General features: G+C 66.9%; 25 protein-coding genes. 16 read left to right on the top strand and 9 right to left on the bottom strand.

Annotated elements, in window-relative coordinates; genetic code table 11:
- The first annotated feature begins 600 nt into the window (after positions 1–600).
- Both AC1RLU_RS26440 and AC1RLU_RS26435 read left to right on the top strand, forming a co-directional pair.
- The gene (locus tag AC1RLU_RS26440; RefSeq protein WP_492799002.1) at positions 601–2,625 is read left to right on the top strand and encodes a peptidoglycan DD-metalloendopeptidase family protein; all 2,025 of its coding nucleotides are present in this window, start codon (positions 601–603) and stop codon (positions 2,623–2,625) included.
- Positions 2,626–2,737: 112 nt separating this feature from the next.
- Entirely contained in the window at positions 2,738–3,655 is a 918-nt protein-coding gene (locus AC1RLU_RS26435; RefSeq protein WP_492799001.1) for an AEC family transporter, read from the top strand.
- Positions 3,656–3,660: 5 nt separating this feature from the next.
- Here AC1RLU_RS26435 and gluQRS read toward each other — a convergent pair whose 3' ends face one another.
- Positions 3,661–4,557, bottom strand: coding sequence for a tRNA glutamyl-Q(34) synthetase GluQRS (gene gluQRS / locus AC1RLU_RS26430; RefSeq protein WP_492799000.1), 897 nt, complete (start codon positions 4,555–4,557; stop codon positions 3,661–3,663).
- 85 nt (positions 4,558–4,642) lie between these two features.
- Here gluQRS and AC1RLU_RS26425 point away from each other — a divergent pair, with 85 nt between their 5' ends.
- Positions 4,643–5,287: a DNA-3-methyladenine glycosylase family protein gene (locus AC1RLU_RS26425; RefSeq protein ID WP_492798999.1), complete on the top strand. Its 645-nt coding sequence runs from the start codon at positions 4,643–4,645 to the stop codon at positions 5,285–5,287.
- A 74-nt stretch (positions 5,288–5,361) separates the two neighbouring features.
- On the opposite strand, the gene AC1RLU_RS26420 is transcribed toward AC1RLU_RS26425, so the two are convergent.
- Together AC1RLU_RS26420 and AC1RLU_RS26415 are read right to left on the bottom strand one after the other, a co-directional pair.
- Complete coding sequence (locus AC1RLU_RS26420; protein ID WP_061966536.1) at positions 5,362–6,141, bottom strand: HpcH/HpaI aldolase family protein; 780 nt, start codon at positions 6,139–6,141, stop codon at positions 5,362–5,364.
- A 150-nt stretch (positions 6,142–6,291) separates the two neighbouring features.
- Positions 6,292–6,615 (bottom strand): DUF1476 domain-containing protein, encoded by a 324-nt coding sequence (locus tag AC1RLU_RS26415; protein ID WP_061966535.1) that lies wholly within the window; start codon positions 6,613–6,615, stop codon positions 6,292–6,294.
- A gap of 315 nt (positions 6,616–6,930) precedes the next feature.
- On the opposite strand from AC1RLU_RS26415, the gene purC reads away from it, so the two are divergent.
- From purC to purQ, 4 genes are all read left to right on the top strand, one after another.
- The gene (gene purC / locus AC1RLU_RS26410; protein WP_061966534.1) at positions 6,931–7,725 is read left to right on the top strand and encodes a phosphoribosylaminoimidazolesuccinocarboxamide synthase; all 795 of its coding nucleotides are present in this window, start codon (positions 6,931–6,933) and stop codon (positions 7,723–7,725) included.
- Between the two features lie 41 nt (positions 7,726–7,766).
- Positions 7,767–8,354 (top strand): hypothetical protein, encoded by a 588-nt coding sequence (locus tag AC1RLU_RS26405; RefSeq protein WP_492798998.1) that lies wholly within the window; start codon positions 7,767–7,769, stop codon positions 8,352–8,354.
- Between the two features lie 84 nt (positions 8,355–8,438).
- Entirely contained in the window at positions 8,439–8,681 is a 243-nt protein-coding gene (gene purS, locus AC1RLU_RS26400) for a phosphoribosylformylglycinamidine synthase subunit PurS (protein WP_061966532.1), read from the top strand.
- A 3-nt stretch (positions 8,682–8,684) separates the two neighbouring features.
- Positions 8,685–9,380 carry a phosphoribosylformylglycinamidine synthase subunit PurQ gene (gene purQ, locus AC1RLU_RS26395; RefSeq protein ID WP_492798997.1) on the top strand — a complete coding sequence of 232 codons (696 nt, stop codon included), beginning with the start codon at positions 8,685–8,687 and terminating at the stop codon, positions 9,378–9,380.
- 128 nt (positions 9,381–9,508) lie between these two features.
- Here purQ and AC1RLU_RS26390 read toward each other — a convergent pair whose 3' ends face one another.
- The 4 genes from AC1RLU_RS26390 to AC1RLU_RS26375 form a co-directional block, all read right to left on the bottom strand.
- Positions 9,509–10,102 carry a DsbE family thiol:disulfide interchange protein gene (locus AC1RLU_RS26390; protein ID WP_492798996.1) on the bottom strand — a complete coding sequence of 198 codons (594 nt, stop codon included), beginning with the start codon at positions 10,100–10,102 and terminating at the stop codon, positions 9,509–9,511.
- The gene (gene ccmD, locus AC1RLU_RS26385) at positions 10,099–10,284 is read right to left on the bottom strand and encodes a heme exporter protein CcmD (RefSeq protein WP_091862489.1); all 186 of its coding nucleotides are present in this window, start codon (positions 10,282–10,284) and stop codon (positions 10,099–10,101) included. The genes AC1RLU_RS26390 and ccmD overlap by 4 nt, the downstream gene beginning before the upstream one ends.
- Positions 10,281–11,042 carry a heme ABC transporter permease gene (locus tag AC1RLU_RS26380; RefSeq protein WP_091862492.1) on the bottom strand — a complete coding sequence of 254 codons (762 nt, stop codon included), beginning with the start codon at positions 11,040–11,042 and terminating at the stop codon, positions 10,281–10,283. The genes ccmD and AC1RLU_RS26380 overlap by 4 nt, the downstream gene beginning before the upstream one ends.
- Before the next feature lie 109 nt (positions 11,043–11,151).
- Positions 11,152–11,391, bottom strand: coding sequence for a hypothetical protein (locus tag AC1RLU_RS26375; RefSeq protein ID WP_061966527.1), 240 nt, complete (start codon positions 11,389–11,391; stop codon positions 11,152–11,154).
- A 201-nt stretch (positions 11,392–11,592) separates the two neighbouring features.
- Here AC1RLU_RS26375 and AC1RLU_RS26370 point away from each other — a divergent pair, with 201 nt between their 5' ends.
- Positions 11,593–11,820 (top strand): hypothetical protein, encoded by a 228-nt coding sequence (locus AC1RLU_RS26370; RefSeq protein ID WP_061966526.1) that lies wholly within the window; start codon positions 11,593–11,595, stop codon positions 11,818–11,820.
- Positions 11,821–11,825: 5 nt separating this feature from the next.
- Here the strand turns inward: AC1RLU_RS26370 and ccmB are convergent, their stop codons facing one another.
- Both ccmB and ccmA read right to left on the bottom strand, forming a co-directional pair.
- Complete coding sequence (ccmB, locus tag AC1RLU_RS26365) at positions 11,826–12,494, bottom strand: heme exporter protein CcmB (protein ID WP_061966525.1); 669 nt, start codon at positions 12,492–12,494, stop codon at positions 11,826–11,828.
- Positions 12,491–13,114 carry a heme ABC exporter ATP-binding protein CcmA gene (gene ccmA / locus AC1RLU_RS26360; RefSeq protein WP_061966524.1) on the bottom strand — a complete coding sequence of 208 codons (624 nt, stop codon included), beginning with the start codon at positions 13,112–13,114 and terminating at the stop codon, positions 12,491–12,493. Before ccmA ends, ccmB begins: the two co-directional genes overlap by 4 nt.
- A 235-nt stretch (positions 13,115–13,349) precedes the next feature.
- Between ccmA and acnA the strand changes: the two genes are divergently transcribed.
- From acnA to AC1RLU_RS26320, 8 genes are all read left to right on the top strand, one after another.
- A complete protein-coding gene (gene acnA / locus AC1RLU_RS26355; RefSeq protein ID WP_492798995.1) occupies positions 13,350–16,049 on the top strand; it encodes an aconitate hydratase AcnA in 2,700 nt (899 codons plus the stop codon).
- A 205-nt stretch (positions 16,050–16,254) separates the two neighbouring features.
- Complete coding sequence (locus tag AC1RLU_RS26350; protein ID WP_047580420.1) at positions 16,255–16,536, top strand: acyl carrier protein; 282 nt, start codon at positions 16,255–16,257, stop codon at positions 16,534–16,536.
- A 128-nt stretch (positions 16,537–16,664) separates the two neighbouring features.
- Positions 16,665–17,129 carry a 3-hydroxyacyl-ACP dehydratase FabZ family protein gene (locus AC1RLU_RS26345; protein ID WP_061966522.1) on the top strand — a complete coding sequence of 155 codons (465 nt, stop codon included), beginning with the start codon at positions 16,665–16,667 and terminating at the stop codon, positions 17,127–17,129.
- Positions 17,126–18,259, top strand: a complete 1,134-nt coding sequence (locus AC1RLU_RS26340; RefSeq protein WP_492798994.1) for a beta-ketoacyl-ACP synthase — start codon at positions 17,126–17,128, stop codon at positions 18,257–18,259. The genes AC1RLU_RS26345 and AC1RLU_RS26340 overlap by 4 nt, the downstream gene beginning before the upstream one ends.
- An 11-nt stretch (positions 18,260–18,270) precedes the next feature.
- Positions 18,271–19,551, top strand: coding sequence for a beta-ketoacyl-ACP synthase (locus AC1RLU_RS26335; protein ID WP_492798993.1), 1,281 nt, complete (start codon positions 18,271–18,273; stop codon positions 19,549–19,551).
- Positions 19,548–20,294, top strand: a complete 747-nt coding sequence (locus tag AC1RLU_RS26330; RefSeq protein WP_492798992.1) for an SDR family oxidoreductase — start codon at positions 19,548–19,550, stop codon at positions 20,292–20,294. The genes AC1RLU_RS26335 and AC1RLU_RS26330 overlap by 4 nt, the downstream gene beginning before the upstream one ends.
- A gap of 28 nt (positions 20,295–20,322) precedes the next feature.
- Positions 20,323–21,345, top strand: a complete 1,023-nt coding sequence (locus AC1RLU_RS26325; protein WP_492798991.1) for a zinc-binding dehydrogenase — start codon at positions 20,323–20,325, stop codon at positions 21,343–21,345.
- A gap of 108 nt (positions 21,346–21,453) precedes the next feature.
- On the top strand, positions 21,454–22,434 hold the full coding sequence (locus AC1RLU_RS26320) for a lipid A biosynthesis lauroyl acyltransferase (RefSeq protein WP_413813530.1): 981 nt from the start codon (positions 21,454–21,456) through the stop codon (positions 22,432–22,434).
- The last annotated feature ends 17 nt before the right edge of the window (positions 22,435–22,451 follow it).

Genomic DNA, 22,451 nt, shown 5'->3' with positions numbered 1-22,451 from the left:
TCAGCCTCAGCGTCCTTAGGAAGCGCAGAAGAGGCGCCGCTCAGCGGCGGCGCCGTCTCGATGGCCGGTTTATAGGCCAGGCCCGGATTGGAAGTCAACACGCTCGATGAAGTTTTTTTGACGAAGCGCGTTTCTTTTTCCCGAGGCTGCCGAAACCCGCCTGGAGAGCCTGTTTCCTGCGGTTTTGGACGGGTTCGGCGCCTGGCTTGGATTTGCCCGCCGCAGCTGGCTTGCTCTGCCGCTGTCGGGGCGCGCAGATTTTCCAGGCAAGGACCGGGGGATCGCGAGGCCTGGATGTCCCGCCTCGCTCGCCTTGCCCTTTCCGATCGATGAGCCGGCGCTTGGAAAGCCGGTATCCAGTACGTGCGGGCATGCGCGCGCAAGCGTCGCGCGGGATGCCGCGAAGGCCGCACAGGCCGTTTCCCAAAACAGCCGCAATCTCTCCGCAGAGGAGATCGTCCACGACCGAGCGGATTGATTCCGGCTTCCGGCGCGGGCATGGTCCTGGCGCGCTTTCGTCAGGACGCGCTCAGGGCGCCTTCGCTGTGCGGAGTTGCCACCAAGGTCTCGAGACAGCCCGCAAGAAGCAGCCGCCACGATATGAACGCCCATCCCGAGTTCGCACAGCCGGTCGAGCCGCTTGCCCCTGAGGCGGCGGCCCTGCTGGTCGATCTCGGCATCGAGCCGCCGATCCAGCCCGGCGACTCGCGCCAGCAGCCGCTTGACCGTCGCGGCGTCTCGCTGCGCTGGCTTTTTGCCTGCGCCCTCGTCGGCTCCTGCGGCGCAGCCCTGCTCGGCGCTGCGATCCTCGTGGCGATGCGCGGCGACACCAGCTATCCCGAGCAGCCCGAGACGGTCGCCATCCGCGCATCCTCGGTCGCGGGCGATGGCGGCGGGGCCCGCAAGGCCGACAAGCTGGTCACCGACCAGCCGGTCATGTCGGCGCGCCATGCCATGCGGGCGCCGATGTCCCAGCGGACCGGCGACCGCGAGGTCATCCGCGTCCGGCCCTTCGTCCGTCTCGCTTCCAATCTGTCGCTCACGACCGGCGTCTACGCTTCCAATATCCCGCCCTTCAACCCGTTGCGCCTCTTCGCCGAGGGCGGGCAGCCCGAGGAGCGCTATGCCGAGCCGGCCCAGGACATGCCGGATGCCGACGTCACCATCGTCAAGCGCGACCTCGACGATCTGACCCTGCCCTCCGGCAAGCCACAGCTCAGCGATGCCGAAGTGATCTCCCAGATCGAGGAAGAGCGCGCCAACATGGCGAATTCCGGTCGCCAGCGTGCGCTGCCGATCCCGCCGCAATTAATGCTCAGCCGGACGCTGACTGGTGCGGCGGCGCCGGGCACCGACCTCCTGGCTTATGCTCCGGCGACCGATACCCGGTTCTCGGGGATCGAGGTCCGCGTCGTGCCGGAGAACCTGACCAACGCACCGAAGACGCCGATCCCGGCCTCGCGCGAGCCCCTCGTCGAGGACAAGTTGCTGATGGCCAAGCGCGGCGAGAATTTCGAACAGGTGATGCGCGGCGCCGGTGTCGCCCCCGAGCAGATTCGCACGATGATCACCGCCTTCGGCGGCAAGGTCCGCACCTCGGCCCTGCCCGATGGCCAGGTCCTGCAGGTCCTCTATGCGCCGGGCCCTCGCCCGGGCGATTCCCGCCAGATCATGCGCGTCTCGCTGCTCAGCAACGGCCAGCCCGACGGCACGATCGCGATGAACGACAAGGGCGCCTTCGTGCCCGTCGACCTGCCACGCCAGGACGCGGCCGGCCCGCAGAAGCCGCCGCGGCGCAATACCGAGGACGGCGACGAGGACGAGGGTTCGGGCGGCGCCCGTCTCTATGAAAGCCTCTACGAGACCGGCGCGCGCCACGACCTGCCGCGGCCGCTGGTCGACGAGCTCGTCCGCATCTTCTCCTACGATCTCGATTTCCAGCAGCGCGTCCATGGCGGCGACAATCTGGAGGTGATCTTCACCGAGGAGGACGAAGGCGAGCGCGCCGAGATCCTATCCGCGACCCTGACCGTCAATGGCGAGGCGCGCCGGGTCTTCCGCTACCAGGCGCCCGATGACGGGCTGATCGAGTATTTCGACGACGAGGGCAAATCGCTCAAGAAGTTCCTGCTGCGCAAGCCGGTCGCCGATGGCGAGCTGCGCTCCGGCTTCGGCATGCGCTACCACCCGATCATGCGCTATTCGAAGATGCATACCGGCATCGACTGGGCGAACCGGATCGGCACGCCGATTCTTGCCGCCGGCAACGGCACCGTGCTCAAGGCCGGCTGGTCCTCCGGCTACGGCAAGCATACCGAGATCCAGCACGCCAACGGCTATGTCACCACCTATTCGCATCAATCGAACTTCGCGGCCGGCATCGTGCCGGGCGCCAAGGTCCGCCAGGGCCAGGTGATCGGCTATATCGGCACCACCGGCCTCTCCACCGGTCCGCACCTGCATTACGAGGTCCTGGTCAACGGCAACTTCGTCAACCCGATGAAGATCCGCGTCCCGCGCGGACGCGAGCTGCAAGGCCCGACCCTGGTCGAGTTCAAGCGCCAGCGCGACGAGATCCGCAGCCTGATCGAGAAAGCCGGCGGCACGCTCGCTCAATTGCGTTGAGCGCATGACGGCAGGGCGTTCCGCCGCCCGCTACGCTTCTGTAGCTTGACAGTACGCGCGCAAGCGGACACCGCGGAAGCAGGCATTCCTCTATCGCGCGAGTTCCGAAGCCATGGTCGCTTCCCTCCTCGTCGTCCTGCCCGTCTTCGGGCTGATCGGCCTCGGCTATCTCGCGCGTTGGACGAAGCTCCTCCGCGAGACCACGGGCGAGGGTCTGTCGGATTTCGTCTTCGTCCTCGCGGTGCCCTGCCTGCTGTTCCGCACGCTCGCCAAGGCCGACATTCCCCTGACCCAGCCATGGGGCTACTGGGTCGCCTATTTCGCCGGCCTCGCCGTGGTCTGGGCGCTGGCCATGGTCATCGCCTCCCGGTTCTTTGCCCGCAAAGGGCCTGAGCTTGTCGTTTCCGGCTTTGCCGCCGCGCAGTCGAACACCGTCTTCGTCGGCGTGCCGATGATCCTGAAGGCCTATGGCGATGCCGGCGCCGTGCCGCTCGGCCTGCTGCTCGCCGTCCATCTGCCGGTCACGATGACGGCAGCGACCTTGCTGGCGGAGGGACGCTCGGCCTCGATCCCGCTGCTGATCAAGCGCCTCTTCACCCATCCGATCATCATCGGCATCATCCTGGGCTCGGCGGCGCGCCCGATCGTCCCCTTCATTCCCACGCCGGTCTGGACGCTGGTCGACCTGCTCGCCGGTGCCGCCGTACCCTGCGCGCTCATCAGCCTGGGCATCGCCATGCGCCGCTACGGTCTCGAATCGGGGCTCGCCCTGCCGACGGTGCTGAGCGGGCTGAAGCTCGGCCTGCATCCGCTCCTGGTCTATTGGCTGGCGACATGGGTCTTCGAGATGCCGGCCCACTGGTCCGGGGTGGCGGTGCTGTTCGCCGCCTGCCCCTGCGGGATCAACGCCTATCTCTTCGCCGAGCGCTACCGGCAGGGCGTGGCCGATGCATCGAGCGCGATCACGCTCTCGACCCTGCTTTCGCTGTTCTCGACCGCGGCCTGGCTGACTTTCCTCGGCGTCGGCTGAGTTCTTCAGGCGAAGCCGAGCTGCCGGCGGATATCCGCCGCGGTGACGCCATCGTCTCGGAGCGCCGCGAGGCTTTGCGAATCCCGGCTCTTGGCGAGCTTCTGCCCGTCATCGTCGAGCAGCAGGCGATGGAAGTGATAGAGTGGCGTCGGCAGGCCGAGCAGATGCTGCAGCAGGACGTGGACATCCGTCGCCGCTTCCAGATCGCGGCCACGCACGACATGGGTCACGCCCTGCAAGGCATCATCGACGGTGACGGCCAGATGATAGCTTGTCGGTACGTCCTTGCGGGCGAGCACCACGTCGCCCCAGCGTTCCGGCGCGATCTGGACAACGTGCCGGACGTCATCCGCATCGAACACCGTATAGCCCAATGATCTCCCCGCCGCGGCGATGGCCGCCGCCATGTCGAAGCGCAGCACATGCGGCTCCCCGGCCGCGATACGCCGCTCCGCCTCGCCCGGACCGAGCACCTTGCAGAGATCGGGGTAGAGCGGCGCGCCATCGGGATCGACCGGCCAGGGCCGTCCGGTGACCGCTTCCCGGGCCACGACCGCGTTGCGGATCTCCTGCCGGGAGCAGAAGCAGGGATAGATCAGCCCGCGCTGGCGCAGACTGGCCAGCGCTCCGGCATAATCGTCGAAATGCGCGGATTGCCTGCGGAAGCCGGGCTCGAACCGGATGCCGAGCCATTCCAGGTCCGTCTCGATCCCCTCGACAAATTCCGGCCGGCACCGCGTCAGGTCGATATCCTCGATCCGCAATAGCAGGCGCCCGCCGAAGCGATGGGCCAGCGCTTCATTGGTCAGGGCCGACAGCGCATGGCCGAGATGGAGGCGCCCGTTCGGGCTCGGGGCGAAGCGGAAAACCGGCCGGCTGGAATCGGGTGGAGCGGACGCCATCTCTCCTGTCTAGGGATTGCGCGCACCTGCGCCAAGCTGCTCCCTGCTGACGAAACCCGTCGCCTCTGCCATCGATATCGGGACCATGATCGAGAGAATCACATCCAATGCCGATCTCGAGGAAGGGATGGCCGCGCTGGTCGCCCTCCACCCGGACTGGCAGCCGATCGTCGCGCGCACCGGCCTGCCGCCGCTGAGACTGCGCGAAGGCGGCTTTGCCGGCCTCGCCGCGATCATCGTCTCGCAGCAATTGTCGGTCGCCAGCGCACGGGCCGTCTGGAACCGCTTCGCCGCGGTCTTCGTGCCGCTGACGCCGGAGCGCGTGCTGGCCGCGACGGATGACGACATGCGCCTGTCCGGTCTATCGCGGCCGAAGCAGCGCACCCTGCTCGCGCTGGCGAACGCCCTTGTCGAGCGCCGCTTCGCCTTCGAGGCGCTCGACCACGCCTCTCCCGAGGAGGTCCATGCGCAGATGACGGCGATCTCGGGCATCGGTCCCTGGACGGCCGATGTCTATCTGCTGTTCTGCCTCGGGCATCGCGACGGCTTCGCCGCCGGCGATCTCGCCATCCAGGAAGCGGCCCGCCATGCCTTCGGCCTCGCAGCCCGCCCGAAACCGGCCGAGCTCCAGGCGATGGCGGAGGCCTGGCGCCCCTGGCGCGGCGTCGCGGCGCGGCTGCTCTGGGCGGATTATGCCCTGCTGAAGCGCCGCGAGGGCATCAATGCCTGAGCGTCACGCCCTGACACACGGCCTTCGCGCGGAAACGCAGGTCATCCCGGACGGGGCGAAGCGGAGATCCGGGATCAACTCCGCGTGATCTTCAGCGCCGTCTGCGCCGCTGCGCGCAGCATCGACGAATCGCTCATCACGGTGACCATGCGCGCGCCCATGGCGAGGCCCTGCTTGGCGCGCTCCGCCGTCGCGCAATAGAACGCGACCGGCTTGTTCACCGCCGAGGCGCGGGCGACGACATGCTTGAGCGCTTCATCGACCTCGCGCGCGGTGGCATCGACCTTCGCTCCGCCCGAGAGCGCAATCGACAGGTCGGACGGCCCGACGAACAGCGCGTCGATGCCGTCCAGCGCCAGGATGTCGTCGACGATCGCCATCGCCTCGCGGGTCTCGATCATCGCGAAGGTCAGCGAGAAGCGATTCGCTTCCTTCAGATAGCTGTTCTGGTCGAGGCCGGAGGCGCTCAGGCCCCCGTAGCTGCCCCAGCTCCGCTCGCCCATCGGCGGATACTTGGCATAGGCGGCGAAGCGGCGGGCATCCTCCATCGTGTTGATCATCGGTGCGATGACGCCGGAGACGCCGCTGTCGAACAGCTTCGAGACGTTCTGGAACTCGCCGACCGGGATGCGGGCCACCACCGGCTTGCCGGCAGCGTTGATCAGCGGAATCGCCCGGATGACCTCGGCCAGCGTGATCGGCCCGTGCTGCATGTCGAGCGTGATCGTATCGAAATCCTCCTGCGCGAGCGTCGCCGAGACGGAGGGGTCCGGCAGGCCGCACCAGGCCGAGACGATGCTGTCCCCTTTGGCGAAGCGATCGGCAAGGGAGGACAGGACGGTGGGCTTGGCCATGGTGCGTTCATCCGGTTCGAAGCCGCGCTTCGGACGTCGCGGCCATCGACGCAAGGTTGACCAGCGCGGAGCCGGAAAAGCAAACGGGCGCCCATGCGCCCGTTTCAGAGACGTCCTGCGTCAACCGGGATGCGCGCCCGGATATGTAACTTACCGGCCGGCCTGGATGTCGTCGGCCGCCTTGATCAGCAGCTCGGTCATCACGGTGCGGATCTCGGTATCCGCGACGGTGATCCCGGCGAGCGCGAAGTCGTTCTTGACCTTGCGCACCACGTCCTCGTCGCCGGCCTCCTCGAAATCGGCCACGACGACCGACTTGGCATAGGCTTCGGCATCCGCCCCGCTCTTGGCGAGCTTCTCGGCAGCCCAGAGCCCGAGCAGCTTGTTGCGCCGGGCGGTCGCCTTGAAGCGCAGCTCCTCGTCATGGGCGAACTTGTTCTCGTAGGCGTCCTTGCGCTGGTCGAAGGTCGTCATGCGGCGTCCATGTCCTCGTCTGGGGAAATACCGTTCAATCATATAGGTCGCCGGTCGAGCGAGGGCCAGCCTCGATCCGTGTCTTCAGCGGTCTTTAAGCGTCCGCAGGCACGCAAATGCCGGTTTGTTGCGTTTGCGGCGCGGAGGCTCCATATAGCAGGCGCGGGGCCACCTCCGGTGTTTCCGCACGCAACCGGCACCGTTGCCGCCGCTGGATTCGCACCCGACGAGTCCGACAGGCCGACGACGCCGGCAAGAACAGAACAGGGGCCAGATCCCGCCGCGACCCCATCGCGTCCAGAGAAGGGCCGACCTTTGGATTTCCTCAAGCCACGGTACATACCCATGAATCGCCGCCGTCGCATTTACGAAGGCAAGGCGAAGGTCCTCTATGAAGGACCCGAGCCCGGTACGCTGATCCAGCATTTCAAGGATGACGCCACCGCCTTCAACGCCAAGAAGCATGAAGTGATCGACGGCAAGGGCGTGCTCAACAACCGCATCTCCGAGCACATCTTCTCGAATCTCAACGATATCGGCGTGCCCACGCATTTCATCCGCCGGCTGAACATGCGCGAGCAGCTCATCCGCGAGGTCGAGATCATCCCGCTCGAGGTCGTCGTGCGCAATATCGCCGCCGGTTCGCTGGCGACGCGCCTCGGGCTCGAGGAAGGCACGCAGCTGCCGCGCTCGATCATCGAGTTCTACTACAAGAACGACGCGCTCAGCGACCCGATGGTCTCGGAAGAGCACATCACCGCCTTCGGCTGGGCGACGCCGCAGGAGATCGACGACATCATGGCGCTCGCCATCCGCGTCAACGACTTCCTCTCCGGCCTCTTCCTGGGCGCCGGCATCCGCCTCGTCGACTTCAAGATGGAGACGGGCCGCCTCTGGGAAGGCGAGATGATGCGCATCGTCGTCGCCGACGAGATCAGCCCCGATTCCTGCCGGCTCTGGGACATCAAGTCCAAGGACAAGATGGACAAGGACCGCTTCCGCCGCGACATGGGCGGCCTGATCGAGGCCTATTCCGAGGTCGCCCGCCGCCTCGGCATTCTCGGCGAGAACGAGAACCCCGGTCCGGCCGGCCCGCGCCTGGTGCAGTGAGCGCCATCGCACAGCCACGATTGCGAATGAAACGGGAGCGCATGCGCTCCCGTTTTCATGTCGCGGCCCTGCTTCTTGCGAGTAGCCTCCTGCTCGGCGCCTGCTCGCATCATTTCGGGCCGGGCATCGCCGATTTGCCGGCCTCGCAGGGCTGGGAGCCTCTGCCGATCGGCTCCTGGGTATTGAATGACGGGCTCGAAGCCCGCTCGATGGTGTTCTGCCCGCGCGACAGCTGCACGCGGCAGGGCTTCGCCGCGGTCATCGCCCTCGAAGGCGATCAGGCCCGCGACATGGAACAGGCCCTCTCGGAAAGTCCGGCGAGCCTCGGGCAGGCCTTCGCCCGCTTGGCGGCAGCCAAGGCGGCCGAGCGCCGCAAGGCGCAGCGCAAGCAGAAGAAGAAGCCGGATGCGAAACCGGAAGCCCGCAGCGCGACCGATGTCGACCGCATCGATTCGACCGAAGCCAAGGGCGTTCTCGTCACGATCCGCTCGCTCGACAGGACGGATCGCCAGGCTGTGACCGCGATCATCTATGGCCGCGAAAGCGACCGTCTCGTTCTGGCCCTCGCCGTGAGCGAGACGGCCGAGGCTGCTCGCCGCGATGCCCAGGCCGCCTGGCGCAGCCGCTGATTCACGTGAAACCGCGGGAAACGGTTGAGCCCGCCCCGATTCGCCTCTAAAGCACCCCGATAAAGCCCGCGCCCGGAGAACCCCATGAAAGCCCGCGTCACCGTCACCCTGAAGAACGGCGTGCTCGATCCGCAGGGCAAGGCGATCGAGGGCGCGCTGAAGTCGCTCGACATCGCCGGCGTCGAGTCGGTGCGCCAGGGCAAGGTCTTCGACATCGAGCTCTCGGGCTCGGACAAGGCCGCAGCAGAAGCCGCCCTCAAGGCCGCCTGCGAAAAGCTCCTCGCCAACACCGTGATCGAGAACTACCGCGTCGAGATCGGAGCCTGAGCGATGAAAGCCGCCGTCATCACCTTCCCCGGCTCCAACCGTGACGGCGACGTCGCCAAGGCGCTGAAGCAGGCCGGCGCCGAGGTCAATCATGTCTGGCACGGCGATACCGAACTGCCCGATGGGACCGACCTCGTCGTGCTGCCGGGCGGCTTCTCCTATGGCGACTATCTGCGCACCGGCGCCATCGCCGGCCGCGCCCATATCATGGACGCGACCCGCGCCCATGCCGCCCGCGGCGGCTATGTGCTGGGGATCTGCAACGGCTTCCAGATCGCCTGCGAAGCGGGGCTCCTGCCCGGCATCCTCGTGCGCAACGCCCATCTGAAATTCGTCTGCAAGCGCCAGTACCTCAAGGTCGAGCGCAACGACACGCCCTATACGAGCGCCTATGCCAAGGGCCAGGCGATCGATGTCTGCATCGCCCACGGCGAAGGCAACTACATCGCCGATACCGAGACGCTCGCGCGCCTCGAAGGCGAGGGCCTCGTCGCTTTCCGCTATGCGGATGAGCAGGGCAACGTGACCCCGGCAGCGAACCCGAACGGCTCGCTCAACAACATCGCCGGCATCTACTCGCCCGGCTTCAACGTGCTCGGCCTGATGCCGCACCCGGAAAACCTGATCGATTCGCTGGTCGGCGGCACCGATGGGCGCGGCCTGTTCCAGAGCCTCGTCGGCAGCCGCAAAGCGGCCTGAAGAAGGCGGCGTACGGGAACACGCACGTCATTCTCGGGCGAAGCGAAGCGCAGACCCGAGAATCTCTTTCAGGATAAATCGCCCTTTTTGGCATGAGATGCTCAGGCCAAGCCGAGCATGACAGCGGTTTATCGCGCCTTCAGCGCCCGCTGCAGCAGCCGGCTCGCCGCCGCCTGGTCGAGCGGGCCGACATGCTTTTCCAGGATATGGCCGTCCGGCCCTATGACGAAGGTCTCGGGCACGCCGTAGACGCCCCATTCGATCGCGCCGCGCCCGGCCCGGTCTGCGCCGACCGCCGAGAACGGATTGCCGAGCGCGCCGAGGAAACGGCGCGCATTCTCGGCTTCGTCCTTGTAGTTCATTCCGACCAGCGCGACCTTGCCCTGCTTCACCGCATCGGTTTCGGCGAGGCCCATCAGTACGGGATGCTCGACCCGGCAGGGCGCGCACCAGCTCGCCCAGACATTGACCAGCGTCGCCTTTCCCTTCGCGAGATCGGCATTGCCGAAGGCTGGCACGGGCTTGCCGTCCCGTTGGAGCCCCTCCAACGGCGCGAGCGCGATCGTCGGTGCGACGCGGCCGATCAGGGCGGAGGGCACCTTGCTCTTGTCGCCGCTGAACAGCCCGATGCCAAAGACGATCGCGAGCCCGCCGAAAATGATCAGCGGCGCAAGGAAAACCAGCGGCGAGCGCCGTTGCGGTGCGGCCTCAGTCTGGCTCATGCCGCCTCCCGGCCCGAACGGCGGCCGGCGCCGCGACGCTCCAGCGCATCGAGCGCCCGCTTCTGGGCGGCATGATCGCGCAGGATCGCCAGCGTCAGCCCGGCGAGAACGAGCGCCGCCGCGCCATAGGAGGCCAGGATGAAGCCGGCATGCGGCCCGATTGCGTCGAGAAAGCCGCTCATGCCGGCACTCCCTGCGCCGCCAGCCGGTCGAGCCGCTCGGCTTCGAGGATGGTCAGCGTCCGCACGCGCCGGCGCATGATCTCGGCGCGCATCGCGACCATGTGCAGCGACAGCGCCATCAGCGTAAAGCCGACCGCCAGGATCAGGAGCGGCCAGAGCATCGCGGGATGGATCGTCGGCCCGCCCATGCGCAGCACCGAGGCCGGCTGGTGCAGCGTGTTCCACCAGTCGACGGAGAACTTGATGATCGGCACGTTGACGAAGCCGATCAGCGTCAGGATGGCGACAGCCCGCGCCGCCCGCGAAGGCTCGTCCAGCACCCGCCAGAGCGCGATCAGGCCGAGATAGATCAGCAACAGCACGAGCATCGATGTCAGCCGCGCATCCCAGACCCAGTAGGTGCCCCACATCGGCTTGCCCCAGAGCGCGCCGGTAACCAGGCAGACCAGCGCGAAGCAGGCCCCGATCGGGGCCGCCGCCTTCTGCGCGACATCGGCGAGGGGATGGCGCCAGACCAGCGTGCCGAGCGCCGAGAGCGCCATCATCGAATAGAACATCATCGCGAGCCAGGCGGCCGGCACATGGATGAACATGATGCGGATGGTCTCGCCCTGCTGGTAATCGGCAGGCGCCTTGAACCAGGCGAGATAGAGCCCGACGACGATCAGCAGCGTTGCGATGGCGGCAAGCCACGGCAGCACCACGGCCGAGAAACGCATGAAGCGCGTCGGATTGGCGAGGTCGATCAGGCTGGCCATGATGCCGGCGATGTCAATTGCGGGGGCTTGAGCGCCATGAGCGCAGCTTTAGCAATCTCGACGGGTTCCAAGCAATGCATGCTTGAGGGATGCGACAATCACGCTTCGGCTAGGCATCCTCGTCTGCCGAGGCATCCGCGCCGCCCTTGTCGACGATACCGAACTGCTTGGACCGGATGCCTTCGCCGGCCAGATCGAACCCCTCGGCCGCCAGACCCCGCCGCAGAAGCTCGCGCACGGCCGCCGCCCGACTCGGCATGCGCTTGTCGAATCGCCAGTTTTCCAGGGCCCGCAACTCGTCCTGGTTGAGCATGATCTGGAGGCGTTCGCCCCGTTCTTCGGATGGCATTTTGTTGCAACCACATCAAAATGAGTAAGTGACGATAACAGCGCCTGGGACTGGGATGCAAGAGCCTGCGCCGATGCCGTCATCAGCGGCATTTCCTGCAATTTATTATCTTGCTAAACTATTGAATTAATTCGATTATTTATCGAATCCGCATTGCTCTTGGCAGCACGCCGCGCTAGCTTGCCTGCAGGAGGATCGACCATGTTGATCAAGCTGTCGGAGGACATGCAGCGCGCCGTCGAGACGAAGGTGCGCAGCAAAATCGACGAGGTGCTCGTCCTTGACGTCAACGCCACCGCCGAGGAAATCCGCCGTGCGTTTGTCGAGCGGAACGTCGCACTTGAGGATATCGCGGTATCCGTCGCCAAATTCGCGACCCAATGCGGCTACCCGATCGAGTTTGCGCCGCAGGCACCCCAGCGCGACTGAGCCGCCTATTCGGCCGATCTCAGGGCTGCCGCCGCAGCCACCGTGCCCACCACGATCGCACCCAGCGAGATCGCGCACAGGATCAGGAACGGCGTCAGGAAGGGCACGGTGCCCCCCACAGCCGCATTGGCAGCGGAAACACCGAAGATCAGGACCGGCACCGTCAAGGGCGCGACCAGCACAGGCACGATCAGCCCGCCCCGCCTGAGGCTTGCGGCAAGTGCCGCTCCGCCCGCCCCGATGAAACTCAAGGCCGGCGTGCCAACCAGCAGCGTTGCGACGAGCGGCAACACACCCTCGCCCGGCAACGCCACCAGCAGACCGAGCAATGGTGAGACCAGCGCCAGAGGCAGGCCCGTCGTCAGCCAATGCGCCAGCCCCTTGGCCAGCACGGCGAGTTCGAGCGGCAGGGCGGAAGCCCGGATCAGGTCGAGCGAACCGTCCTCCTCGTCGCTCTGGAACAGCCGATCGAGCCCGATGAGGACAGACAAAAGCGCCCCCAGCCAAAGGATCGCCGGGCCGATCCGCGAGAGCAGGTTGAGATCGGGCCCGAGCGCGAAGGGCACGAGCACGACCATTGTCAGGAAGAAGACGAGCGCCAGCTCGCCACCACCGCCGGCCCGGCTCGCAACGGCAAGGTCGCGCTTCAGGATCGCCAGGAAAGCGCGCCTCATGGCCCGATCCTGACTTCGCGCGCACCCTCGATCCCGAGCGGACCATGGGTGGCCGCCAGGATCGCACCGCCCTCGGCGAGATGATCGCGCATCAGCCCGGCGACCATCGCCTGCGAAGCCGTGTCGAGCGCCGAAAGCGGCTCGTCGAGCAGCCAATAGGGCCGGCGCGAGACCAGAAGCCGCGCCAGCGCGACGCGCCGCCGCTGCCCGGCCGAGAGATAGCCGGCCGGCAATTCCGCCGCATGGCCCAGCCCAACCACCGCCAAGGCTTCGTCCGGCGTCGCCGCGGCGTCGCCCAGCACATCCTGTGCGAAGGCGAGATTCTCGCGAGCCGTCAGCGCCGTCTTGAGCCCGTCGCGATGGCCGACGAGATGCGAAAGCTCGGCGAGATCGGCCTCATCCTCCGAGCCGGTCAATCGGATACGGCCGCCATCAGGCCTCAACCTTCCGCAGAGCATGGCGATCAGGCTCGACTTGCCGGCACCGTTGCGGCCGGTCAGCGCGATCGCCTCGCCGGGGCGAAGCACAAAGCTCAAGCCTTCGAAGATCAATCGGCCGCCGCGGCGGCAGGCGAGATCTTCGGCGTGAAGGCTGGTCGGTGGGAAGGAGGCGGGTTTCAAGCCAGCGCTGCCGCAGATGCGTTCGAGCTCATTTCGTTCATCTAGCGCGCTTCTTGGAATTGCTCTATAGAACCCGCGGCTACGCCGCACGCCGATCCGGCGCGGGGCTCGGGCACTCCCGAGGCGGCGCGCGCGTCATGCGCATTAGGCCTTCGAACGGCATCGTCCGCAAGGGCAGTATCCCTTGAAGACATGTCGGTCGCGACCGCAACCCCTTGATCAGGATCAAGCCCGAATGGCCTCGCTCGACTCATTCAAAGCCCGCAAGACACTCACCGCCGGCGGCAAGACCTACACCTATTACTCCCTGCCCGATGCCGAGAAGAACGGCCTCGCCGGCATCTCGAAGCTGCCCTTCTCGATGAAGGTGCTGCTCGAGAACCTGCTGCGCTTCGAGGACGGCCGCTCGGTCACCAAGGCCGATATCGAGGGCTTCGTCGCCTGGCTCGACGACAAGGGCACCGCCGGCAAGGAAATCGGCTTCCGCCCGGCCCGCGTGCTGATGCAGGACTTCACCGGCGTTCCCGCCGTGGTCGACCTCGCCGCGATGCGCGACGGCGTCAAGGCGCTCGGCGGCGACGCCCAGAAGATCAACCCGCTCGTTCCCGTCGATCTCGTCATCGACCACTCGGTCATCGTCGACGAGTTCGGCACGCCCAGGGCACTCGCCCAGAACGTCGAGCTCGAATACGAGCGCAACGCCGAGCGCTACAAGTTCCTCAAGTGGGGCCAGGGCGCCTTCGACAATTTCCGCGTCGTCCCGCCCGGCACCGGCATCTGCCACCAGGTCAATCTCGAATATCTCGCCCAGACCGTCTGGACGAGGGCTGAGACGATCGATGGCGCCGAGGTCGAGGTCGCCTATCCCGACACGGTCGTCGGCACCGACTCGCACACCACCATGGTCAACGGCCTCGCCGTTCTCGGCTGGGGCGTCGGCGGCATCGAGGCCGAGGCCGCCATGCTCGGCCAGCCGCAGTCGATGCTGCTGCCCGAGGTGATCGGCTTCAAGCTGACCGGCTCGCTCAAGGAAGGCATCACTGCGACCGACCTCGTGCTCACCGTTACGCAGATGCTGCGCAAGAAGGGCGTCGTCGGCAAGTTCGTCGAGTTCTTCGGCCCCGGCCTCTACAACCTGACGCTGGCCGACCGCGCCACCATCGCCAACATGGGCCCGGAATACGGCGCGACCTGCGGCTTCTTCCCGGTCGATGCCGAGACGCTGGATTATCTCACCACCACCGGCCGCAAGTCCGACCGCATTGCACTGGTCGAGGCCTACAGCAAGGCGCAAGGCCTTTTCGCCACCCGCGAGACGCCGGATCCGGTCTTCACCGACACGCTGGAGCTCGATCTCTCGACGGTCCAGCCCTCGATGGCCGGCCCGAAGCGTCCGGAAGGCCGCGTCGATCTCTCCGGCGTCAAGGCCGGCTTCGCCGCCGCGATGGACACCGAGTACAAGAAGGGCGCCGAGCTTTCGCGCCGCGTCGAGGTCGAGGGCGAGGATTTCGATCTCGGCCATGGTGACGTCGTCATCGCGGCGATCACCTCCTGCACCAACACCTCGAACCCATCGGTGCTGATGGCGGCGGGCCTGCTCGCCCGCAACGCGGTCGCCAAGGGCCTCAAGGTCAAGCCCTGGGTGAAGACCTCGCTGGCGCCCGGTTCGCAGGTCGTCGCCGAATATCTCGCCAAATCGGGCCTGCAGAGCGATCTCGACAAGCTCGGCTTCAACCTGGTCGGCTTCGGCTGCACCACCTGCATCGGCAATTCCGGCCCGCTGCCGGCACCGATCTCGAAGACGATCAACGAGAAGGGCCTGATCGCGGGCGCCGTCATTTCCGGCAACCGCAACTTCGAAGGCCGCGTCTCGCCGGACGTGCAGGCGAACTACCTGGCCTCGCCGCCGCTGGTCGTCGCCTATGCGCTCGCCGGCTCGGTCCAGATGGACCTGACGACGCAGCCGATCGGCACGGGCTCGGACGGCAAGGACGTCTACCTGAAGGACATCTGGCCCTCCAACAAGGAGATCCAGAGCTTCATCCAGCAGAACGTCACCCGCGCCATCTTCGAGGCCAAGTATGCCGACGTCTTCAAGGGCGATCAGCACTGGCAGGCGGTGAATGCACCGACCTCGGAGACCTATGCCTGGGACGACGATTCGACCTATGTGCAGAACCCGCCCTATTTCCAGGGGATGCACCGGAAGCCGGACGCGATCACCGACATCAAGGGCGCGCGCATCCTCGGCCTCTTCGGCGACAAGATCACCACCGACCACATCTCGCCGGCCGGTTCGATCAAGGCGGCCTCGCCGGCCGGCGCCTATCTCACCGAGCATGGCGTTGCGGTCGCCGACTTCAACCAGTACGGCACGCGCCGCGGCAACCATGAGGTGATGATGCGGGGCACCTTCGCCAATATCCGCATCCGCAACCACATGCTCGGCCCGAACGGCCGCGAGGGCGGCTACACCATCCATTATCCGACCAAGGAAGAGCTGCCGATCTACGACGCGGCGATGAAGTACCAGGCGGAGAAGGTGCCGCTGGTGATCTTCGCCGGCGTCGAATACGGCAACGGCTCCTCGCGCGACTGGGCGGCCAAGGGCACCAACCTGCTCGGCGTCAAGGCCGTGATCGCCCAGAGCTTCGAGCGCATCCATCGCTCGAACCTGGTCGGCATGGGCGTCGTTCCCTTCACCCTGCAGGAGGGCACGAGCTGGGCTTCGCTCGACCTGAAGGGCGACGAGATGGTCACCATCCACGGCCTCGCCAACGTCAAGCCGCGCCAGATGATGGAAGCCGAGATCACCTATGCCGACGGCTCGGTGAAGAAGGTGCCGATCCTCTGCCGCATCGATACGCTGGACGAGATCGACTACTACAAGAATGCCGGCATCCTGCATTACGTGCTGCGCGGCCTCGCCGCGTAAGCCGCAAACGCAGCAACAAGACAGGTCATGGCCGGCGCAAGCCGGCCATGATGCATGGGGGACGCCTCCCGGTTGTCCTCGCGCCCGCCGCAGTGTAAGGGGGCGGTTCAGTCATCCTCGGTGGCGACTTGGGGCAGGCGCAGGGCGATATCCCGCGCTCGGATGTCGTCCGCCATCACCGATACCAGACGGGAGCACCCGCAGCATGTCCGCCACGTTCGAGACGGTCGCCGGCATCATTTCCGAAACCTGCGATATTCCGCGGGAGAAGATCACGCCGCAGAGCCACGCGATCGAAGATCTCGGCATCGATTCGCTGGCCTTCCTCGACATCGCCTTCGCGATCGACAAGGCCTTCGGCATCAAGCTGCCGCTCGAGCAGTGGACGCAGGAAGTCAACGAGGGCAAGGCTCCGGCCGAGCAGTATTTCGTGCTCGAGAACCTCTGCAAGCGCATCGACGATCTCGTCGCCGCCAAGAAGGCGTGACGCCTGCGCCGAACCGCCGGACTTGAGCCGGCGCTTCGCTCCCGATAGAGCATAGGGGCCGTCGCGCGGATCACCCGATCCGTGCCGCGGCCTTGCGCCGTTCTGGCGCTCATCAGGCCAAGGATCGCATGCGCCTCGAATATTTCGACATGATCGACAGGGTCGTGACCTTCGATCCGTCGCAGAAGCGCATCGTGACGCGCTCCACCGTCCCCGCCGAAAGCCCGGTCTTCGAGGGTCATTTCCCCGGTCACCCGCTGGTGCCCGGCGTGCTCTTGACCGAGACCATGGCGCAGGCCTCGGGCTATCTCCTGCTCGGCCTCAACGGCCTCTCGCAGATGCCGTTCCTGATGACGGTCGACAAGGCGCGCTTCCGCACCTTCGTCGAGCCCCGTACCGAGCTGGAGACCAGCGCCGAGCTGGTGATCGAAGGTTCCGGCTACGCCGCGACCAAGGTGAAGCTGACCAGCGCAGGCAAGCCGATCTGCGATGCCGAGCTGCGCTTCCGCCTGATGCCTTTCCCCGCCGATATGCGCGCGCTGATGCTCAGCCGCATCGAGACAATCGGCCTGACGCCGGAGCCTGCCCCATGAACCGCCGCGACGTGGTGATCACCGGCATCGGCATCGTCTCCAGCCTCGGCGAGGGCATCGAGACGCATGCCGCCGCGCTCGCGGCAGGCGGCCCGCCGGTCGTCGATACCGAAAGCTTCAAGCCCTATCCGGTCCATCCGCTTGCTGCACTGGAGCTGGACAGGCAGATCCCGAAGAAATCCGACCAGCGCCAGATGGAGCCCTGGCAGCGGCTCGGCGTCTACGCGGCCGGCCTCGCCCTCGATTCCGCCGGGCTGAAGGACGACACCGAGGCGAAGAGCGCCCTGCAGGTCATCGTCGCCGCCGGCGGTGGCGAGCGCGACCATGCCGTCGATGCGACCATCCTGGAAGGGTTGCGCGGTGCAGGCGAGCCGGGCGCCTTCCTCAACGAACGCCTGATGAGCGATCTCCGGCCGACGCTCTTCCTGGCACAGCTCTCCAACCTGCTCGCCGGCAATATCGGCATCGTCCACGGCATCACTGGTCCGTCCCGCACCTTCATGGGCGAGGAGCAGGCCGGCGTCGACGCGATCCGCACGGCCCATGCCCGCATCGCGTCGGGCCAGTCCGACCTGATGCTGGTCGGCGGCGCCTACAATGCCGAGCGCCGCGACATGCTGCTGCTCTTCGAGCTCGGCGGTTATCTGCACCGCGACGACTTCAAGCCTGTCTTCGAGCGCGAGAAGGCGCCAGGCCTGATCACCGGCAGCGCCGGCGCCTTCCTCGTTCTCGAATCGGCCGAGCGCGCCGCAGCGCGGAGCGCCAGGGCCTATGCGAAACTGAGCCATGCCGGCGCCGCCCGCAGCCGCCGTGCCGCCGGCACCGTCGAGACCGCTCTGAACGGCTTGCTGGCCGGCTTCGGCCCGATTGCCGGCGATGCGCTGGCCATCTCCGCCGCCACCGGCTGCGCCGGGATCACGGACGAGGAAGCCGCAGCCATCGCCGCAGCCGCTCCAGCCGCGAAACGCATCGCGGCCGGCGATCTGGTCGGACACGGCGTCGAGGCCGCTTTCCCGGTTTCGGTGGCGCTCGCCGCGATCGCACTCTCGGCCGGGCAGGCCAGGGAGGCGATCGTCACCGGCGCCGGCCATTGGCGCGGCGAAGGCGCCGCGCATCTCGTTCAAGCGTGAGGGTTGAAGCCATGACCACGCATCGCGACGCCAAGGGCCGTCCGCTCGTCGCCGTCACCGGGCTGGGTGTCGTCACCTCGCTCGGCCAAGGCAAGGACGTCAACTGGCAGGCCCTGACATCAGGAAAATCCGGCATCCATCGCATCGACCGCTTCCCGACCGAGGGGCTGAAGACCAGCATCGGCGGCACCGTCGACTTCCTGTTCGACGGCCCGTTCACGGCCCCCCAGCTCTCGGAGAAGCTCGCGACGCTGGCGGCCGAGGAAGCCGTCGGCCAGAGCGGTATCGGCACGGAAGGCGATTTCCCCGGCGAGCTCTTCATGGCGGTGCCGCCGGTCGAGATGGAGTGGCCGCAGAAGCAGGAGATGGCCCGGGCCACCTCGGGCGAAGCCGATTATGACGGCCTCCTGCGCACCGCCGCGACCGGCCAGTTCCGGGCGATGCACGAGCTCTTCGTCTTCGGCGGCGTCGCCGACCATATTGCCGACCGCTTCGGCACCAGGGGCTCGCCGATCTCGCTCTCGACCGCCTGCTCCTCGGGCGCGACCGCGATCCAGATGGGCGTCGAGGCGATCCGCCGGGGCGATACCCAGGCCGCCCTCTGCATCGGCACCGACGGCTCGATCCATGCCGAGGCGCTGATCCGCTTCTCGCTGCTCTCGGCGCTGTCGACCCAGAACGACCCGCCGGAAGGCGCTGCCAAGCCCTTCTCCAAGGGCCGCGACGGCTTCGTCATGGGCGAGGGCGCAGGCGCCCTGGTGCTGGAGGATTACGACCATGCGCTGGCGCGTGGCGCGACCATTCTCGGCATCGTCGCCGGCTGCGGCGAGCGTGGCGACGGCTTCCACCGCACCCGCTCGAGCCCGGACGGCAAGCCTGCGATCCTCGCCATGCAGGACGCGCTGGCCGATGCCGGGCTGACGCCCGACGATGTCGACTATATCAACGCCCACGGCACCTCGACGCCCGAGAACGACAAGATGGAGGCGATGAGCTGCGCCGCCGTCTTCGGCGAGCGCATGGCGCGCCTGCCGATCTCCTCGAACAAGTCGATGATCGGCCATACGCTGACGGCGGCCGGTGCCGTCGAGGCGGTGATCTCCTTCATGACCATCGCCAACGGCACGATCCCGCCGACGATCAACTACGTGAACCCGGACCCGGCCATCGCGCTCGACGTCGTGCCGAACGAGGCCCGCAAGGCGAAGGTGAGGACGATCATCTCGAACTCCTTCGGCTTCGGCGGCCAGAACACCTGCCTCGTGCTGACGGCGCCTCCGGAGGCTGCATGACAAAAATCCTCGTCACCGGCGGCGCCAAGGGCGTCGGCGCGGCGATCGTGCGTGCGCTGGCCGCGGCCGGCCATGATGTCGACTTCACCTTCCGCTCCTCCGCCGACCAGGCGAAGGCGCTGGCGGAGGAGATTGCTGCGAGCCATCCCGGCCGCAGCATCGTCGCGCTGCCGCTCGACCTCTCCGACAAGGAAGCACTCGACGCCTTCTGCGAGGCGCGCGAGGGCGAGAGCTATTTCGGCCTCGTCCACAATGCCGGCCAGCCCTATGATTCGCTTGCCGCGGTGATGGTGCAGGACAAGGCCGAAGCCGCGATGCAGGTCAATTTCTGGGCCTTCACCCGCCTCGCCAAGAGCCTGATGCGCACCATGATCCGCGCCCGCGCTGGGCGCATCGTCGCGATCGGCTCGGTCGCGGCCTTGCGCGGCAATCCCGGCAATGCGGCTTACGCAGCCTCCAAGGGCGCGCTGATCTCCTATGCCAAGACGCTCGCGGTCGAGACCGGCAAGCGCGGCGTCACCGTCAACGTGATCGCGCCGGGCTTCGTCGATACCGACATGATGGCGCCCTACGCCGCCTATCGCGACAAGATGCAGGCGCAGATCCCGGCCGGCCGCTTCGCCAAACCCGAAGAAGTCGCCGGCCTCGCCGCCTTCCTGATGAGCGAGCCCGCCGCCTATATCACCGGCACCGTGCTGCCGATCGACGGCGGCGTGACGGCGCAGCTCGGCGTGCACCGCTGACAAGATTGTTCCGAAAGGTCGAAAACCGATGCGTTCCCTCCAGCTCCACGGCGATCGCGACCTGCGCCTGGAAGAGATCGAGCCGCCGCCGCCGCCCGCTCCGGGCGAGGTGCAGATCCGCATCAAGGCGGTGGGCCTGAACTATCTCGACCTCTGGGGCTTCCGCGGCATGGCCTTCGCCAAGCGCAAGATGCCGCAGGCGGCGGGCGTCGAGGCAGCCGGCGAGATCGTCTGCGTCGGCGAGGGCGTGACCGGCTTCGCGCCCGGTGACACCGTCACCGCCTATGGCGCCGATACCTGCGGCCAGTGCAAGGCCTGCCGCGACGGCCGCGACAATCTCTGCGAGAACGTCGCCGGCATCATGGGCTTCCATATCGACGGCTTCGCCCGCGAATTGCTGAACCGCCCGGCCCGTCTCACCATCAAGGCGCCCAAGGGCGTCTCCTTCGAGGATGCCGCCTGCGCCCCGATCGGCTTCGGCACGGTCCAGCACATGCTCTTCGACAATGCGAAGCTGGAGCCCGGCGAGTCGGTTCTCGTCCATGCCGGCGGCTCCGGCATCGGTACTGCCGCGATCCTGATGGCCAAGGCGATCGGCTGCACCGTCTTCACCACGGTCGGCGACGACGAGAAGGGCACCAAGGCCAAGGCGCTCGGCGCCGATCACGTCATCAACTACCGCGAGGACCGCTTCGAAGGCGTCGTGCGCAAGCTCACGGGGCGCAAGGGCGTCGATGTCGTGTTCGAGCACGTTGGAGCCGACACCTGGAACGGCTCGCTGCTCTGCCTGAAGCGCGGTGGCCGGCTCGTCACCTGCGGCGCGACCTCCGGTCCTTCGGCGACGATCAACCTGATGCAACTCTTCCAGCAGCAATACCGTATCACCGGCTCCTTCGGCTGCCGCATCGAGAACATCGCCCAGTCGCTGGAGAAGATGGCCGGCGGCATGAAGCCGGTGATCGACTCGGTCTTCCCGCTCGCCGAATTCGAGAAGGGCCTTGCCCGGATCGAGGGCCGCAAGGTCTTCGGCAAGGTCGTCATCGCCTTCTGACCGGGACCTGTTTCCCGCCAAGGACTTGACGCGGGCGGCTTCCTGCCCCAGATCGCCTTTTTAGGCCCGGTCTTGCTCTCGGCACGGGCGTTTCACGCAGGACCGACCTTGAGACGATTGAAGGCTATCGCCGCGCGCGCCGGCGCCGCGGTGATGATCGGCGTGATCCGCGCCCTGTTCGGCTTCCTGCGCCTGCTCGGGCCCGAGCGCGCCAGCGATCTCGGCGGCTGGCTTCTGCGCAGCGCAAGCCCGCTGATCCCGGTCAACCGCGTCGCACTCGCCAATATCCGCGCAGCCTTTCCGGAGAAGGACGAGGCCGAGGTCAGGCGCATCGCGCGCGGCGCCTGGGAGAATCTCGGCCGCGTCGCCGGCGAATACGCCCATCTGAAGACGCTCTTCGATTACGACTACCACAACCCCGACAAGCCCTCACGCGTCGAGGTCAAGGGCATCGAGCACTTCATCACGCTCAAGGACGACGAGAAGCCGGGCCTGATCTTCTCGACCCATCTCGCCAACTGGGAGCTGCCGGCGATCTGCGCCCAGGCCTACGACCTCGAAACCACCGCCGTCTTCCGGGCTCCCAACGACCCGGCGATCGCCGCCGTCGTCCACGAGATCCGCTCCGGCGCGATGGGTGGGCTTGCCGCCGCGAAGCAAGGCGCCGCCTTTGCCATGCAGGGCGTGCTGGAGAATGGCGGCCATCTGGGCATGCTGATCGACCAGCATTTCACCCGTGGCGTGGTTGTTCCGTTCTTCGGCCGCCCGGCCCTGACCAACCCGATCATGGGCAAATTCGCCAAGCGCTTCGAATGCCCGGTCCATGGCGTGCGCGTCATCCGCCTGCCGAACCACCGTTTCCGGCTAGAGCTGACCCCGCCGCTCGACCTGCCGCGCGACGCCAATGGCGAGATCGACGTCCAGGGCGCGATGGCGATGATGACGGCGGTCGTCGAGGGCTGGGTGCGCGAATATCCAGAGCAATGGCTCTGGATGCATCGCCGCTGGCGGCCCAACATGATCTCGGCTGCCGCGCGCGAGGCCTTCGATCACGCTCACGCGACCGTGCCGGTTTTCAAGGCAACGTGATTTCCCTCGTGACGGGA

It is taken from the genome of Allobosea sp. GW822-FHT05A11, from assembly GCF_058800455.1.
Note: the sequence above shows the minus strand (reverse complement) of the source record. Positions and strands in the feature narration are given on the sequence as shown.